Below are 14,530 nucleotides of genomic sequence, written 5' to 3'. Positions count from 1 at the left end.
ATAAAGAAATGGACAAATGAGGGGAAAAGAAAATGAAGACTATAAATGTATTTCATTACGACGCATTTACGAATAAACCAAATAAGGGAAATCCAGCAGGTATTGTATTAGAAGCAGATGGATTAACGGAAGAGGAAATGCAAATTATTGTTGAAAAAGTTGGATATAACGAAACAACTTTTGTTCTTTCCTCAGAAGTAGGAGATATAAGAATGCGCTATTTTACACCTGGTTTTGAAATGGATTTATGTGGTCATGGGACAATAGGGACGATATTTGCCTTGCGCGAAAAAGGTTTATTAGAAGAGAAAAGTAACCTTACGATTGAAACGAAGGCTGGGATTTTACCGATACAAATAGGTGTAAATGAAAATGGAGAAACCTTTATTAAAATGAGACAGGCAGCACCTCAGTTTAAAGAATTTACAGGTTCAACAGAAGAATTAGCTCATAGTATCGGTTTAGAAGTAAATGATTTAGATGTAAGTTTACCGATTGTATATGGAAGTACTGGTAATTGGACTGTAATTGTACCGATTAAAAATCTTAATGCATGTGAGAGAATGAAACCTAATAATGCTGCATTTCCATCAGTATTAAAAGAAATACCTAATGCTTCTATTCACCCAATTTGTCTAGAAACTTATGATGAACTAGCACAAATGCACGGCCGTCATTTTTCATCAGCTTACGCTGGGACGATTGAAGATCCAGTGACAGGAACAGCTTCAGGTGTAATGGGAGCGTATTATGCGGAGTATTTAGAGAAAGGTTTTGAACATGAATTGAGTTTAATCGTTGAGCAAGGACAGGAAATAAATAAAGATGGTCGTGTAACTGTTTATGTAACGAAAGGGATAGAAAACGAGAAGTTACAAATAGATATTGCTGGAACAGCGGTGTATGTGAAAGAGTTTGAAGTTTCAATATAAAGTGAAACTTTAATCAGTGGGGGTCTTACTGCCCGGTGAATAGCGGGATAAAAAGAAAGCCCGGAATACATCCGGACTTTCATTATCTGTTCAATACTTCAATGTACGAAGCATTTCCAGTTGTTCTTAAAGCGGAGCGGAAATTATTATTTTCTAACGCCTTAGCAACTTGTTGTAACTGCTGTGCATCATCATGATGAATAAGTAAGCTGTCAGCACCGCTTTCCTCTATATGAATGTGTTCGACATTTCCGATTGCATCATGTACAGCTTTTAAAAATTCAGGTTTCATATTGTCCTCCTATATGTATGTAACGTTGTAATTTAGTATTTCCTTATTTATGAAATATAAAAGTAAATGAAAGGAGAAATAAAAATGAATATAAAGCAGTTTAATGAACATATAACATCACTATTTGGAGAGCATCTTCATAAATATGGCGATGATGAATATGGTTTTACTTATATAAGTAAAGATGAATTTCACAAAATCGGTTACACAACAAATTTAACGTTAGAAACTATTGAAGAAGCGTATCGAAATGGAGTCGATATGATAGTTACACATCATGCGCCGTGGAGTTTTTTATTTGGTATGGAAGAGGCTTGTATTGAGAAATTGAAGCAATATGAAATGAATCATTTTTGGATTCATTTGCCGTTAGATTTTGTAAAGTTTGGCACGTGTACATCGTTATTTAACGAAATTGGGATAGATACAATACTGGAATATTCAACCTATGAGGAAGAAGAACTACCGGGAATAGGAGAATATAAAGAAGCGATTCCTTTTTCAAACTTAGTTGGAAAACTTGAAGAAAAAATGGAAGAGAAAGTGAAGAGCTGGAGAAATCACGATAAACCAGTAAAACGGATTGCGATCTTAACCGGTGCAGGAAACAATACAAATTTGATTGAACGTGCATTAGAAAAAGGATGTGACACGTACATAACAGGTGAAAAAACATTATATACAGTGCAACATGCGAAATTTAAAGGAATTAATTTAATTGTAGGCAGTCATACGTTTACAGAAGTGTTTGGTGTAGAAAGTTTGGTTCTTAAGTTAAAAGAAAGAGATAATTCAATAGAAATTACTAGATTAAATGAAGATCATTTGGAGTGAAGAAATCACATCGCATTACCATAAATGGAATGAACTTTATGATGGAATATTGAAGGAAGCAGTTGAAATGAAATAAAATTATCTTTTGTTATATTAAGATTTTTAGGAGGAATTCCCTTATGTTTGTCAAATAATAGTAAAGTTGTCTTTTGAATTAAGGAAATATTCGGAGTTGAAGGGTGAGAGAATGGACATTTCAATAATCACTGCACAACTAGTTAAGGAAAAAGTTATTTCACATTATCCAAATAGCGTAAAAGCATTAAACGGGGGAACGACAAGTACTATATATTTGTTAGATGAACAATACGTTATAAAGTTGAATGAATCGGATGTCATACGTGAAGAAGCTTATTTTCTTCAGTTTTATAAAAAGGACGAATTATTTCCAAAGCTTTTATATAAGGAACCTTTAAATCGCTATATTGTTTACTCATTCCTTGAGGGCACAACTTCTTGCAAACTAGGCCATAAACGGAGTGTTCTTAGTAAACTTGTAAAGGAAGTTATCAATAAGTATGAAGTAGCTACAGAGGTTGATGGCTGGGGATGGAAAGAAAGCCCAGTTCAATCTTGGAATGAATTTTTAACGACAAATGTGATGGAAGCTCATGAAAATGTAAGACGTTACATAAGTGAGGAAGAGTATAGAACGGTTTTTAAGTTAGCAAATAGTCCAAGTAGGGGGACTGGAATAAATCAGCCATTTTTATTGCATGGTGATCTTGGATTTCATAATTTTATATTTCAAGGGAATAAACTGCACGGTGTAATTGATCCTTTACCAGTGTTAGGAGATCCTATATATGATTTGATTTATGCGTTCTGTTCAACCCCGGAAGATTTAACAAAAGAAACAATGTGTATTTTATAAAAAAGACCGTGATTTATATGAAGAAATAGTCATAGGATTATATTTGCGTATAGATACATGTTTACGGCACCACCCGAAAGATTTAGAAGATTATTTAGCAGCTTGGCGTTATTGGATGGACGAGGTTGAGGTGACTTTATAGTACAAATATTTTGGGGGAGATAGTGAGATGAATGTTGCAGAAGCCAAAAAGGATTTACTGTAATTCCATTGTCAGTTACAGTTGTTTATTTACTTACTTTTATAAGTTTATTAATTGAAAATAAAAAAGTAGATTATTATCAACAAAAATCAGTTTAATAAAAATATAGGGATAGGGGGAATTATGATGAAAAATTACGTTTGTACAACGTGCGGTGTGCAGTATGCAGCGAGTGTAGAGGAACCGGTGAGTTGTCATATTTGTGATGAAGAGAGGCAATATGTGAATCCGAAAGGGCAGTCTTGGACGACTTTAGAAAATTTGCAAACAGATGATACATATAAAAATGAAATAATCGAAGAGGAAAATGGACTTTATAGTATTACGACAAAACCAGGATTTGCGATCGGTCAAACGGCATTTATAGTGAAAACAGAGTCATATCGTTTACTATGGGACTGCATTACGTATTTAGATGAAACGACAATTGCGAAAATAAAAGAGCTTGGTGGATTAGATGCGATTGCATTGTCTCATCCTCATTATTATTCAACGCAAGTAGAATGGGCAGAGACATTTGATGTACCAATTTATATACATGAAGATGATAAAGAATGGGTGATGCGCCCAAGTAGTCGTATTATTTATTGGTCTGGTGAGTCTTTACAATTAGCGGATGGGATTACTGTACATCGTCTTGGAGGACATTTTAGTGGTGGTTCTGTATTGCATTGGGAAGAAGGTAATGATGGAAAAGGGATTTTGTTAACAGGTGATATTATTCAAGTTGTAGCGGATGAGCGGTGGGTAAGTTTTATGTATAGCTATCCAAACTTAATTCCATTACCAGCGAGAAAAGTGGAAGAAATGGTGAACCGAGTGAAGCCGTTACAGTTTAATCGTTTATACAATGCTTTTCATCGAGTAGTAAAAGAAAATGCAGATGAGGCAGTTGAACGTTCTGCTGAAAGATATATAAAAGCAATAGAAGGAAAGTTGTTTCATACGTAAAAGGAGAGTAGCTTAATGAAAACGTTAGTATGCTTTGGAGATAGTATTACAGCTGATGAAACATTTTTTGATGGAATGCCGAGATTAACACCACGTTTGCAAGAGATGTTTCCGAAGTGGAAAGTAGTGAATGCAGGTGTTCCAGGGGATAATACATTCGATGCGTTAAATAGGATTGAAGAAGATGTAATATCATATAAACCAGATTTCGTAACAGTTTTTCTTGGTACGAATGATGCGGTTTCTTTTTCTCAAGTGTCATTACAAGCATATAAAGAAAACTTAGAGAAGATTGTGAACCATATTTCATCAGATAAAGTACTACTGATTAGTCCTGCACCAGTTGATGAAGAAAGACAGCGTAATAGAACAAATAGAGTGCTTGGTCAGTATGCAGACGTGGTGGAGAAAGTGGCGAGGGAAACAGGAAGTTATTTTCTAAACGTATTCGCTGAAATGATTCAAGAACGGGATTATAAAAGATTTGTAGAAAATGGTGAAAAAGATGGATTACACTTTGGACCAGAAGGCTATGAGTATGTAGCGAGGTTAATTGGTGAAAAGTTAAAAGGAATTTTATAAGTAGCAAAGCACTTAGTGTTTTGCTTTTTCTTGTTTTTTTGCAGTCTATAAACTTATTCACCGCTGTAATTTGCACAGATAATTTGTTTTTTTATATGCGTAAAAGGTTAGCTCTGTTTTAAAGTAATATAAATTTATTTTTAAAAATTTATATTTCGTAGTTGAAAATCAATAAAGGTGTAACTATAATAGTTACAGTGAGTTTGTTATTTTGAAATATACACATTGAATTACAAGAATGAAAGGAGTTTTTATGTAAATCAAAAAGTTATAAAAATCTATTAATTTTTATAATAAGATAAAAAGCTTTTCGGTTCATACACATTATTAAATATGTTAATTCTAATAGAAAACTAGAGGTGGAAAGATGAAAAATTTTAAAGGTATGTTGATATCATCACTTGCAATTACAACTTTTGCTGGGGTAGGTACGACATTTGTAACAAATACAGTATATGCTGCTAATGACAATTCTAGTAAAATACTAGTTCGTTCTAATAAGAGTATAAATACAACAACTAGCTCGAGATTGCCTGTATTATCAGTCAATCCTTATGATGAACCTAGATTTTCGAGACAGGGATATCTTGAAGAGGCACCTTTAGGAATTAATGCTCCTTATGCTTGGGGAATTAAAGGAGGAGATGGTCAAGGAGCAACTTTTGTAGATTTGGAAGAAGGCTGGTTATTAAATCATGAAGATTTAGTCGGTCAAAATATTGAATTTATGTCTGGAAAAATGAGTAATGATCTTTCTCATGGTACTTCAGTTCTAGGTGTTGTTTCTGCAGCTGACAATCGGATTGGGAACATTGGGATTGCACCAAAAGCAAAGGCAAAAGTAATTTCAGTGATCCGAGATAATGGGAGAATCGATGTAAGAGATGCTATTTTAAGTGCCGTAGATTCTTTACAGGCTGGAGATGTTTTATTAATAGAGGAATCCTTTAAATATGATGGATATGGAGATGACCCTTTACCAGTAGAAGTATACCCGAGTATATTTAACGCAATTCGCAAAGGTACAGATAAAGGCATTATTATTGTAGAAGCAGCTGGTAATGGTGGGATTGATTTAGATGAATTTAAAGACCGTAATGGTAAACAGATTTTAAATCGAAATAGTCCAGACTTTAAAGATTCAGGAGCTATTATAGTTGGAGCATCTACTGCAAGAGTTCCTCATAAACGTTTAGGTTTCTCTAACTATGGTAGTAGAATTGATGTATATGGTTGGGGAGAGTATGTTGACACATTAGATACATATCAAAATCAAAATAGTAAAGGACAAAAAGTTACAGATCAGAGTATAATGAATCGTTATACTTCTAATTTCCGTGGTACTTCTAGCGCTTCGCCTATAATCGCTGGGGCTGCTGTATCAATTCAAGGGATTGCTAAAGAACATTTAGGTAAGGCATATACACCAAAAGAATTGAGAGCAATTTTAAGTAATCCTAATACAGGCACAAAGTCTAATAATCCATCATCTGATAAAATAGGGGTTTTACCAGATTTAAAAGCGATTTTGTCTAACCTTGGTTTTCATAGTGATTTGACTACCAATGATTCTATGGTATTTCCAGATAACGTAGAAAAAAATGAAGGAAAAGAAAATTCAACTTTCGTATTTCCAGGTGAAGAAACAAAAAAAACAGGGGATAAAAATTCAACTGTAACATTCCCAGAAGAAGATTTAAAACAGGAGGAAAAAGAAGAGGGATTAATTGTTTTTCCTGATTAATAAAAAAATACTACCTTCCATTTGGAGGTAGTATTTTTTATTTCTTGTCATTAACAAGCAGGCATGAAATTTGTATTTGTTTATCTTTCATAATGAACTTAACCACAAAGTCGAATGTTTGACTGTTAATTAACTTTTTCGTCTCAATCAATTACATGAATCAATCTAGAAATGCTTGCTGCAATGCTTTCAGTCCATCGCTGTATATACCATGAAACAGATTTATTGCCTCTTCATCACTAACCGCAACAGGAGTGAACGTACCAGACCACTCTACTAACGATGTGTTACTTTCAGTACCTTCTTTAACTTGGATTGTAGATAAATAATTAGTGACCGGGAACGGTGCATTCATGATTGAATACGTGTAGTAGCGTTCCTTATCATTGAATACTTCTAAGCGTTCTATAATTGTTTCACCATCTGGATTAGCTGGATGACGTACACGACCGCCTTCAGTTAATTTACTGCTAGGTATATAAGGTAACCAGTCTGGAAGGGAGTTGAAACCTCCGATTAATTGCCATACTTGTTCAGTTGATCCGAAAATTTCCATAGATATAGTAGTATATGCCATGTTCATTACGCTCCTTTTCATCCCGGTATTTACGGGTAAATAATCAGTAGAGAATAAATCGCCCCACTGATTAAAGTTTCACTTTATAGGTCCATAACTTATAGTGAGAACGAATTTTATCGTGGATTTTTTATTTAATATATAATTATAAAGTTAAAACTATATACTTTTAATAATTAAATTATATAATAAATATAGAAACGAAAATTTATGAGCAAGGAAGTTGAAAAATATGACATTAACAATGGGCTTTATTGGATTTGGAAAGTCAGCTAACCGCTATCACTTACCTTATGTAAACACGCGTAATAATATAAAAATAAAAACGATTTTTGTACGTCAAATAAATGAAAAATTAGCGGCTCCATATAAGGAAAAAGGTGTTTACTTCACTACTGATTTGGACGAATTGTTGAATGACAAGGAAATTCAAGTGGTGACGGTCTGTACGCCAGCACATACGCATTACGAATTAGCGAAAAAAGTTATACTTGCTGGAAAATCAGTTATCGTTGAAAAACCATTTTGCGATACAGTGGAACATGCGAAAGAATTATTAGCTTTAGGACGAGAAAAAGGTGTAGTAGTTATGCCTTATCAAAACCGCCGTTTTGATGGTGATTTTTTAGCTGTGAAGCAAGTAATTGAACAAGGATTCCTTGGTGATATTATTGAGATTGAATCACATATTGATTATTTCCGTCCTGGTTCAATCACTCATGAAGCTCCAAAAGAAGAAGGTTCATTTTACAGTTTAGGTATTCATACGATGGACCGTATGATTTCACTATTCGGCCGTCCAGATACGGTGACATACGATATTCGTAATAATGAAATGGAAGGTGCGGTTGATAGCTATTTCGATGTTGGTTTACATTACGGAAATCAGTTGAAGATTAAGCTGAAAACGAACCATGTCGTAGCAAAAGATTATCCACGCTTTATCGTCCATGGAACAAATGGATCATTTATTAAATATGGTGAAGATCAGCAGGAAAATGATTTGAAAGCGGGGATTATGCCTGAGAGTGCAGGGTTTGGTGAAGATTCACCGATGTACTATGGAGTTGCTAAGTATCGTAATGCAAATGGTGACTGGATTGAAAAACAAATTAAAACGCCACTTGGTGATTACGGTCGTTTCTATGATGCCGCGTATGAAACAATTATAAATGGTGCACCAAAACTTGTGAAAGACGAAGAAGCGGTAACGAATATTGAAATCTTAGAAAATGGATTTGCTGCCCCATCACCTTCAGTTTACAAACTTGAGGCTTTACATTTGAATGAATAGAAGAGAGTTTGCAGTATAAAGGAGGTATGAAAATGGCAAGCGGATCAACACAAGTAAAATACCTCGGCATTTATCAAAAGATTAAACAGCAAATTTTAGATGGTGAATATAAAATCAACGAAAAAATTCCGAGTAGCCCCGTCCTTGCTGAAGAATTTGGTGTTTCAGCCCTTACTATTAAGAAAGCGCTGGATCTATTAGTTAGAGATGGCTACATCATCCGCCGGCGCGGAAGTGGAACAGTGGTGCAAGATTGGCGTCAACAGGAAAAGGCACGAATGATTCAAACTTTAACGGGTACGAAAGCTGTATACGGCAGTGAGGTAGAAAGTAAAATTATCGAGTTTGCGATTGTTGGGGCTGATGAAGTAGTTGCTGAGAAATTGGGAGTTTCAATCGGTGATTTCGTCTATAAAATCATTCGCCTCCGCATCATTCACAGCATTCCGACGATTATGGAGCATACATGGATGCCAATTTCGGTTATCCCAGGTGTTGGGGCTTCTGTTTTAGAGGAGTCGATATACTCACATATTCAAAATAAACTTGGTCTTGAAGTAGGGACATCTGTTGTCAGGGTTAAAGGAATTCGCCCAGATGATAGGGAAAAGCAGTTTATGAACTTAACAAATCAGGATTTCCTAATGCGAGTTGAACAAGTAGCTTATTTAACGGATGGACGAACTTTTGAATATTCTTATGCAGATCATCTACCCGAAACCTTTGAGTTTGAAACAGTCATTACTGCAAAAAATTATAAAGAGATATAAAAATCGGTTGAGGCAAGTATTGTCTCAACTGCTCCTATTATACGTTAATAGAATGAATCCAAGACTTAACATTTGATTTATAGAACTGTAAAGTTTAAAATTACAGTATAGTTTTTAGAAGTGAGTTGTTATCGTCTGTAAAATGTAGATAAATTAAATATTCTCGAATAAATAATATTGCTTGTATTTGATTCTAAACTGTAATTTTTTTTAATACATTTCAATAACCGATGTTTAAAATGTACGTTTCATAACATTAAAGGAGTGAGTTAAATATGGTAATTCTATATACAACAGCAAGCTGTGCCTCATGCCGAAAAGCGAAAGCATGGCTTGAAGAGCATCAAATTGATTATATTGAAAAAAACATCGTATCAAATTCTATGACAGTTGATGAGCTTAAATCGATTCTTCGTTTAACTGAAGAGGGGGCTACTGAAATTATTTCAACTAGATCCAAAACTTTTCAGGACTTAAATATAAATATTGAGGAGCTCTCGCTCAATGAATTTTATACATTAATAATTGAGCATCCACTAATGTTACGTCGCCCAATTATGCTGGACGAGAAAAGATTGCAGATTGGTTTTAATGAGGAAGAAATTCGTAAATTTTTACCACGTAGCGTTCGAACGTTTTTGAACATTGAATTGCAAAAATTGGCCAATTAATAAGTAGTAATTTTTAGGAAAAGTTTTTTGAAAGGAGGAAGCAGAAGATGATTGAAGTATGTGTTACAGTTAATTATAATGATAGAAATTATCAAACAAATGTTATTGTGAGTAAAGATACGATTTGGACAAAAATTAAACAACTGGCAGAAGAACAAGTGAAGAAACAGTGGAGTGTTTAATTTTATTTTCAACTTAAAAAGCTAAATGAAGTTATCAGATATAGGTGGGACCGGATAGAATATAAGAGAATTAATTTTTTATGGCAAGAAGTATTCTATATGTTTTAACGTTCTAACCTATCTGTAATATTTATGGCTACAGTTAATATATGAGAAACAATATTTTTGATCGTAGGAGGAAAATCATGAACAGCGACTTTACCTTGGCCATACACAGTTTAACTTATTTAGCTTTACAGCCAGATCGGATGTCAACAAGTAATGCTATTTCAGAAAGTGCAGGTGTACATCCAGTACGTATTCGTAAAGTACTAAGTTTGTTAAAAAAGCACAAGTTTATACAATCAAAAGAGGGAACTGGTGGAGGTTTTATTTTCGCCCGCGATTTAGATGAAATTAATCTTTGGCATATTTATCAGATAACCTCTGAAGGTGCTTTGCAGCCGAAATGTCCGGAATCAAACAATCAGTGTGTTGTAGGTTCGAACATGCGAAAAGTTCTTTTCGCTATTTTCTTAGGTGCTGAAGAGCATCTAGGTGAATACTTAAAGAATTATACAATGAAAGAAGTTGTTGACCTTATCAATCAAGAGCGTTAAGCGGCTTAATTATTATATAGCCGTGAGTTCTTAACACTTAAATGTAATGAAAAATATTACAGTATAATTGTTTTTATATCTTTTTTATTGTCACAAAAAATATTTATAGGAAGGTGAAACGGTATGATGTCAAATAATAATCATGTTTTAAAAGTAGGAGATTGGGTTCGTGGAATATCAAATGAAGGTGAATTAATAGTTGGTTATATTGTATCACTTGATGATGTAGAGGATATAGTTACAGTTAGTATTGTGAAACGTGACGGCCAGTACACAATAAACGAAGCGATTTTACTCTTTAGTAAATACGTTAACAAACTCCCTGAATCAAAGGTAATAAATAAGGAACAAATCCTTTATCTTATAGATCTTGCATTATTAACAGGGGATGAAGAATGGTTTATCGAGCTTTCTTCAAAATTAAACTCGATAAAAGAGCTAGTTAATGAGGGATTTTAAAATTTAAACTTTTGAGGGTGCACACAATCCGCCTTATGGAGAGGACACAATTACTTTTCGCATAAAAGGAAATGATGTAAAAACGATTCATTACAAACATAGAGATATTCCTGATAACGATAATTATGTAAATGAGCTGTCCATATGGGGCAGCTTTTTTGTTTTTTACTCAGTGTATCTTTTTAAAATGTATATGAATTCAATATTAATAATATATATCCTAAAATTTGGTTTTTTTATTTTGGAATTTTTTCTTTTTACCTACATTAATTATTTATTAGAATATCTTTTATGTTTAAAATGAAATTTTTTGATAAAGGGGATATAAGTATCTTTATAATGAGTAACCTAGAAAAACAATGTATTATTGTATTTTTTTACTAACTAATTCAGCTTTAAGCGATAAAAACAATGGCTACATGCTAACTGTAAAATATTATCCATATAAAATTATTCCACTTTAATATTTCTGAAAATATAAAAATATTAATTTTATAAATATACACGTTATAATGAGGGCGTCGAGAGAAATTTTATTATCTCTGGAGAAAATATAAAAAATGCGATTACTAGTAAGAAAGGTGTGTGATTAGAGGCGAAATGTATGTAATGTGCTTCAGTGGCTTGTGTAAGCAATATCATCAGTGCTACCGAAGTTATGAAGGTAATGTATAGAATTGAGAAAGAAATGCCTCGCAAATGAAGAGAGGCCGGTTTAGCTAAAATTACTGTTAAAAGTAAAAAAGAGAAACCATTAAAGTAATACACTGTTATTAGAAATGTTGCAACGTATTTATGAAGTCTATTCTATATTGTTCTCTTAAGAGGTCTTTATATAAAGAGCGGATATTACGAGTAAACTTTTTTGTGAACGCTAACAATTATATTAGGACGCTAACTAGCGAATGTTTCAATTTGGATTCATTATGATGAAGGACATACAAAGTGGGGCAACTTGTAAGGAATTCATTTTCCGAAAAGGGAATATTTGTTAGGTGCAAAGAGAGATGTAGGAATAGATACAAGGGGGAGTTATTATATGAACGGGAATACTGCAAAGAAAATAGAAGTTCAAGCTGAAAATACCGCACGAAAAAATGAGCAATATGCAGATCCGAAAAAGTGGCATAAGCAGGATACTACATGGGCACTCAGTCTATTTGGAACTGCAATTGGAGCAGGGGTGCTCTTTTTACCGATTAATGCAGGTTCAGGTGGTTTATTATCTTTACTACTAATTACATTACTTGCATATCCAGTTATGTATTACTCACATAGGGCGCTTGCTAAAATGATATACGCTTCTAATTCTGCTGATGAGGGGATCACAGGTACAATTAGAGAGTATTTCGGAAATAAAGCGAGTATCATTTTTAACATCGTATATTTCGGTTCAATTTATACAATCGTACTAATGTATTCGGTTGCGCTTACAAATACTGCAAGTAGTTTTATCGTGCATCAATTGCACATGTCAGAACCTCCAAGAGCTATTTTATCACTTGTATTAGTTCTTGGTCTTATCGCTATACTAAATTTTGGTCAAGATATTACTGTAAAGGTAATGAGTATGTTAGTGTATCCTTTCATAGTTTCTCTACTTTTTATCGCAATATCTTTAATTCCACAGTGGAATACGTCAATGCTTAGTTTTTCAGCTGTTTCAACTGCTTCAACAGGAACAGGCTATTTTGGGACGATATTGATGATTCTACCAATCATCGTATTCTCATTTAATCATTCACCTATGATTTCATCATTTGTTGTGAAACAGAGAGCTACGTATGGAATCGAAGCCACTGATGCTAAATGTGCGCAAATACAAAAGGTTTGTTATATCATGACATTCGCTGTTGTTATGTTCTTCGTTTGGAGTAGCGCATTGAGCTTGACTCCAGATGATATAAAAATGGCAAAAGAACAAAACTTATCAATTCTTTCATATCTTGCTAATGAGCTTAATTCGCCTGTAATCACTATTGCAGCTCCAATTATTGCTTTTGTGGCTATTACAAAGTCTTTCCTTGGCCATTATATAGGAGCATTTGAAGTAATGCGTGACATGATTATTAAGTTCGGTAAATCACGTGGAAAAGATATTGAAGAAAAAACAATTAAGACAGTAATCCTTACTTTTGTTGTATTATCATGCTGGTTTGTTGCTTATACAAATCCAAGTATTCTTGGACTTATTGATTCTCTAAGCGGTCCATTAGTTGCTGCTATCTTATGTCTATTACCGATGTATGCGATTCAAAAAGTTCCAGTACTAGCTAAATACAAAGGGAAAATGAGTAACGTATTTGTTATTATTGTAGGTGTACTTACTGTCTTAGCAAGTATTAAATCATTATTCTAATTCACTATTATTGCTATTAGTGTAAAAATAGTTAACACGAAAAACTTTTTGGACAAACTTCTCACATTGGAGAGTTTGTCCTTTTTTAGTCATTCTATCAACTTGAAACAGCCACCTTCCAGGCAGAAGGTGGCTGTTTCGGTATTAATTTATTTTAACTATTCACGTCTAAATGGACCTTTTGGAGCAATTAGCTCTAAATTAGTACCATCTGAATCGGGGAAGTAGGCAACTCCTGTACCAAATCCAGTTTTCTAGCCGTCTTCTTGAAAGATAATTGGTTCGTCATCTGGGTGCTATCCTATGCCCATCAAGCTAACAAAATGGATTGCCTCTGAAACAAAAAATGATTTTTATTACTATAAAAAACGTAAAGTATCTGTTTTTAGAAAAAATTAATTTTTATAAATTGATGGAGATATAACTCAATTCTTTTATATATTTAGTTAAATATGATTGTCAGAATGAACTTAAAGTAATTATGATTTCTAGAAATGCGAACTGATGTTTTGAATTGGTTTAAAGTTGCTGGAACAAAATAAAACCAATTGAGCAAAAAAACTTGCAAAAATAAAAAGAGAGATGTATATTAATTGATGTATCAATAATTGATACATCAATTAATATTTTAACAAGAAAGAAAAGGAACATTTTATGAAGGAAATGTTCGTAAATATCAGTGGAGAAGAACGAAAAATACTTATTCATGTTCTATTACAGATGCAAAAAAATGTAGAGAATATTAAAGAATAGAGAGTGTAGGGGGCAGAATAGTGTGGAAATAATCGCAGCTATTTTAGTCGGGATCGTAGCATTAGAACATTTGTTTATCATGATCCTTGAAATGTTTTTTATTGATTCAAAAGTAGCGAAACGTGCTTTCAAATTACCGAAGCCTTTAGAAGGAGATCGAAACGTAGCCATTATGTTTGCAAACCAAGGTTTATATAATGGATTTTTAGCGGCTGGTCTCATTTGGGGACTTGTACTTGGGCTCAATCCAATTGGTTATATGGTCCAATTATTTTTCGTGATTTGTGTGGTGATAGCAGCTATTTTCGGAGGTTTCACATCTAATAAATCGATTATTGTGAAACAAGGATTTCCAGCTGTTTTAGCACTGGTTGCCCTTTTATGTATGATATAGAATCAAAGTTTCTCAATAAAAGAACTCATTTTTGAAAAGAATACGCTATTCTTTCTTTAGA

Annotated in this window: 15 protein-coding genes and 4 pseudogenes; 16 read left to right on the top strand and 3 right to left on the bottom strand. The window is 33.6% G+C overall.

Annotated elements, in window-relative coordinates; all coding sequences use genetic code 11:
- The first annotated feature begins 32 nt into the window (after nucleotides 1–32).
- Entirely contained in the window at nucleotides 33–932 is a 900-nt protein-coding gene (locus AB6801_RS15015) for a PhzF family phenazine biosynthesis isomerase (RefSeq protein ID WP_097999232.1), read from the top strand.
- Between the two features lie 82 nt (nucleotides 933–1,014).
- On the opposite strand, the gene AB6801_RS15010 is transcribed toward AB6801_RS15015, so the two are convergent.
- A complete protein-coding gene (locus tag AB6801_RS15010; protein WP_000801651.1) occupies nucleotides 1,015–1,224 on the bottom strand; it encodes a hypothetical protein in 210 nt (69 codons plus the stop codon).
- Nucleotides 1,225–1,308: 84 nt separating this feature from the next.
- Between AB6801_RS15010 and AB6801_RS15005 the strand changes: the two genes are divergently transcribed.
- From AB6801_RS15005 to AB6801_RS14985, 6 genes and pseudogenes are all read left to right on the top strand, one after another.
- Nucleotides 1,309–2,058 (top strand): Nif3-like dinuclear metal center hexameric protein, encoded by a 750-nt coding sequence (locus AB6801_RS15005; RefSeq protein ID WP_016118346.1) that lies wholly within the window; start codon nucleotides 1,309–1,311, stop codon nucleotides 2,056–2,058.
- Between the two features lie 187 nt (nucleotides 2,059–2,245).
- A pseudogene (locus AB6801_RS15000) lies at nucleotides 2,246–3,074 on the top strand (phosphotransferase).
- Nucleotides 3,075–3,115: 41 nt separating this feature from the next.
- Nucleotides 3,116–3,232, top strand: a pseudogene (locus tag AB6801_RS31260) (DUF7010 family protein); the annotation flags it as partial.
- A gap of 25 nt (nucleotides 3,233–3,257) precedes the next feature.
- A complete protein-coding gene (locus AB6801_RS14995; RefSeq protein WP_001986571.1) occupies nucleotides 3,258–4,085 on the top strand; it encodes an MBL fold metallo-hydrolase in 828 nt (275 codons plus the stop codon).
- A 15-nt stretch (nucleotides 4,086–4,100) separates the two neighbouring features.
- The gene (locus tag AB6801_RS14990; protein WP_000855202.1) at nucleotides 4,101–4,667 is read left to right on the top strand and encodes an SGNH/GDSL hydrolase family protein; all 567 of its coding nucleotides are present in this window, start codon (nucleotides 4,101–4,103) and stop codon (nucleotides 4,665–4,667) included.
- A 367-nt stretch (nucleotides 4,668–5,034) separates the two neighbouring features.
- Nucleotides 5,035–6,411, top strand: coding sequence for a S8 family peptidase (locus AB6801_RS14985; RefSeq protein WP_000787692.1), 1,377 nt, complete (start codon nucleotides 5,035–5,037; stop codon nucleotides 6,409–6,411).
- Between the two features lie 160 nt (nucleotides 6,412–6,571).
- Here AB6801_RS14985 and AB6801_RS14980 read toward each other — a convergent pair whose 3' ends face one another.
- On the bottom strand, nucleotides 6,572–6,988 hold the full coding sequence (locus AB6801_RS14980) for an SRPBCC family protein (protein ID WP_097999233.1): 417 nt from the start codon (nucleotides 6,986–6,988) through the stop codon (nucleotides 6,572–6,574).
- A 232-nt stretch (nucleotides 6,989–7,220) separates the two neighbouring features.
- Here AB6801_RS14980 and AB6801_RS14975 point away from each other — a divergent pair, with 232 nt between their 5' ends.
- The 8 genes and pseudogenes from AB6801_RS14975 to AB6801_RS14940 all read left to right on the top strand — a co-directional run bounded on the left by AB6801_RS14975 (nucleotide 7,221) and on the right by AB6801_RS14940 (nucleotide 13,322).
- Nucleotides 7,221–8,282, top strand: a complete 1,062-nt coding sequence (locus AB6801_RS14975; RefSeq protein WP_097999234.1) for an oxidoreductase — start codon at nucleotides 7,221–7,223, stop codon at nucleotides 8,280–8,282.
- Between the two features lie 32 nt (nucleotides 8,283–8,314).
- The gene (locus tag AB6801_RS14970) at nucleotides 8,315–9,052 is read left to right on the top strand and encodes a GntR family transcriptional regulator (protein WP_086403312.1); all 738 of its coding nucleotides are present in this window, start codon (nucleotides 8,315–8,317) and stop codon (nucleotides 9,050–9,052) included.
- A 275-nt stretch (nucleotides 9,053–9,327) separates the two neighbouring features.
- Nucleotides 9,328–9,723, top strand: a complete 396-nt coding sequence (gene spxA, locus AB6801_RS14965) for a transcriptional regulator SpxA (RefSeq protein WP_000236190.1) — start codon at nucleotides 9,328–9,330, stop codon at nucleotides 9,721–9,723.
- A 47-nt stretch (nucleotides 9,724–9,770) separates the two neighbouring features.
- A complete protein-coding gene (locus AB6801_RS14960) occupies nucleotides 9,771–9,905 on the top strand; it encodes a BA3454 family stress response protein (protein ID WP_000573532.1) in 135 nt (44 codons plus the stop codon).
- A gap of 185 nt (nucleotides 9,906–10,090) precedes the next feature.
- A complete protein-coding gene (gene saiR / locus AB6801_RS14955; RefSeq protein ID WP_001083465.1) occupies nucleotides 10,091–10,504 on the top strand; it encodes an Rrf2-family transcriptional regulator SaiR in 414 nt (137 codons plus the stop codon).
- A 123-nt stretch (nucleotides 10,505–10,627) separates the two neighbouring features.
- Nucleotides 10,628–10,963, top strand: coding sequence for an IDEAL domain-containing protein (locus AB6801_RS14950; protein WP_097999235.1), 336 nt, complete (start codon nucleotides 10,628–10,630; stop codon nucleotides 10,961–10,963).
- Nucleotides 10,964–10,970: 7 nt separating this feature from the next.
- Nucleotides 10,971–11,084: pseudogene (locus AB6801_RS14945) on the top strand (DUF3888 domain-containing protein); the annotation flags it as partial.
- Between the two features lie 918 nt (nucleotides 11,085–12,002).
- Nucleotides 12,003–13,322 carry an aromatic amino acid transport family protein gene (locus tag AB6801_RS14940; protein ID WP_097999236.1) on the top strand — a complete coding sequence of 440 codons (1,320 nt, stop codon included), beginning with the start codon at nucleotides 12,003–12,005 and terminating at the stop codon, nucleotides 13,320–13,322.
- Nucleotides 13,323–13,480: 158 nt separating this feature from the next.
- Here the strand turns inward: AB6801_RS14940 and AB6801_RS14935 are convergent.
- Nucleotides 13,481–13,615, bottom strand: a pseudogene (locus AB6801_RS14935) (VOC family protein); the annotation flags it as partial.
- Nucleotides 13,616–14,097: 482 nt separating this feature from the next.
- Between AB6801_RS14935 and AB6801_RS14930 the strand changes: the two are divergent.
- Nucleotides 14,098–14,469 (top strand): DUF1304 domain-containing protein, encoded by a 372-nt coding sequence (locus AB6801_RS14930; RefSeq protein WP_097999237.1) that lies wholly within the window; start codon nucleotides 14,098–14,100, stop codon nucleotides 14,467–14,469.
- The last annotated feature ends 61 nt before the right edge of the window (nucleotides 14,470–14,530 follow it).

It is taken from the genome of Bacillus sp. RCC_6_1 (assembly GCF_041360755.1).
GTDB lineage: Bacteria > Bacillota > Bacilli > Bacillales > Bacillaceae_G > Bacillus_A > Bacillus_A cereus.
This window is presented reverse-complemented; position numbering and strand designations above follow the sequence as displayed.

Coding starts and splice junctions, on each gene's coding strand:
- AB6801_RS15015 (WP_097999232.1), top strand. CDS start 33: ATGAAGACTATAAATGTATTTCATTACGACGCATTTACGAATAAACCA.
- AB6801_RS15010 (WP_000801651.1), bottom strand. CDS start 1,224: ATGAAACCTGAATTTTTAAAAGCTGTACATGATGCAATCGGAAATGTC.
- AB6801_RS15005 (WP_016118346.1), top strand. CDS start 1,309: ATGAATATAAAGCAGTTTAATGAACATATAACATCACTATTTGGAGAG.
- AB6801_RS14995 (WP_001986571.1), top strand. CDS start 3,258: ATGATGAAAAATTACGTTTGTACAACGTGCGGTGTGCAGTATGCAGCG.
- AB6801_RS14990 (WP_000855202.1), top strand. CDS start 4,101: ATGAAAACGTTAGTATGCTTTGGAGATAGTATTACAGCTGATGAAACA.
- AB6801_RS14985 (WP_000787692.1), top strand. CDS start 5,035: ATGAAAAATTTTAAAGGTATGTTGATATCATCACTTGCAATTACAACT.
- AB6801_RS14980 (WP_097999233.1), bottom strand. CDS start 6,988: ATGGCATATACTACTATATCTATGGAAATTTTCGGATCAACTGAACAA.
- AB6801_RS14975 (WP_097999234.1), top strand. CDS start 7,221: ATGACATTAACAATGGGCTTTATTGGATTTGGAAAGTCAGCTAACCGC.
- AB6801_RS14970 (WP_086403312.1), top strand. CDS start 8,315: ATGGCAAGCGGATCAACACAAGTAAAATACCTCGGCATTTATCAAAAG.
- spxA (WP_000236190.1), top strand. CDS start 9,328: ATGGTAATTCTATATACAACAGCAAGCTGTGCCTCATGCCGAAAAGCG.
- AB6801_RS14960 (WP_000573532.1), top strand. CDS start 9,771: ATGATTGAAGTATGTGTTACAGTTAATTATAATGATAGAAATTATCAA.
- saiR (WP_001083465.1), top strand. CDS start 10,091: ATGAACAGCGACTTTACCTTGGCCATACACAGTTTAACTTATTTAGCT.
- AB6801_RS14950 (WP_097999235.1), top strand. CDS start 10,628: ATGATGTCAAATAATAATCATGTTTTAAAAGTAGGAGATTGGGTTCGT.
- AB6801_RS14940 (WP_097999236.1), top strand. CDS start 12,003: ATGAACGGGAATACTGCAAAGAAAATAGAAGTTCAAGCTGAAAATACC.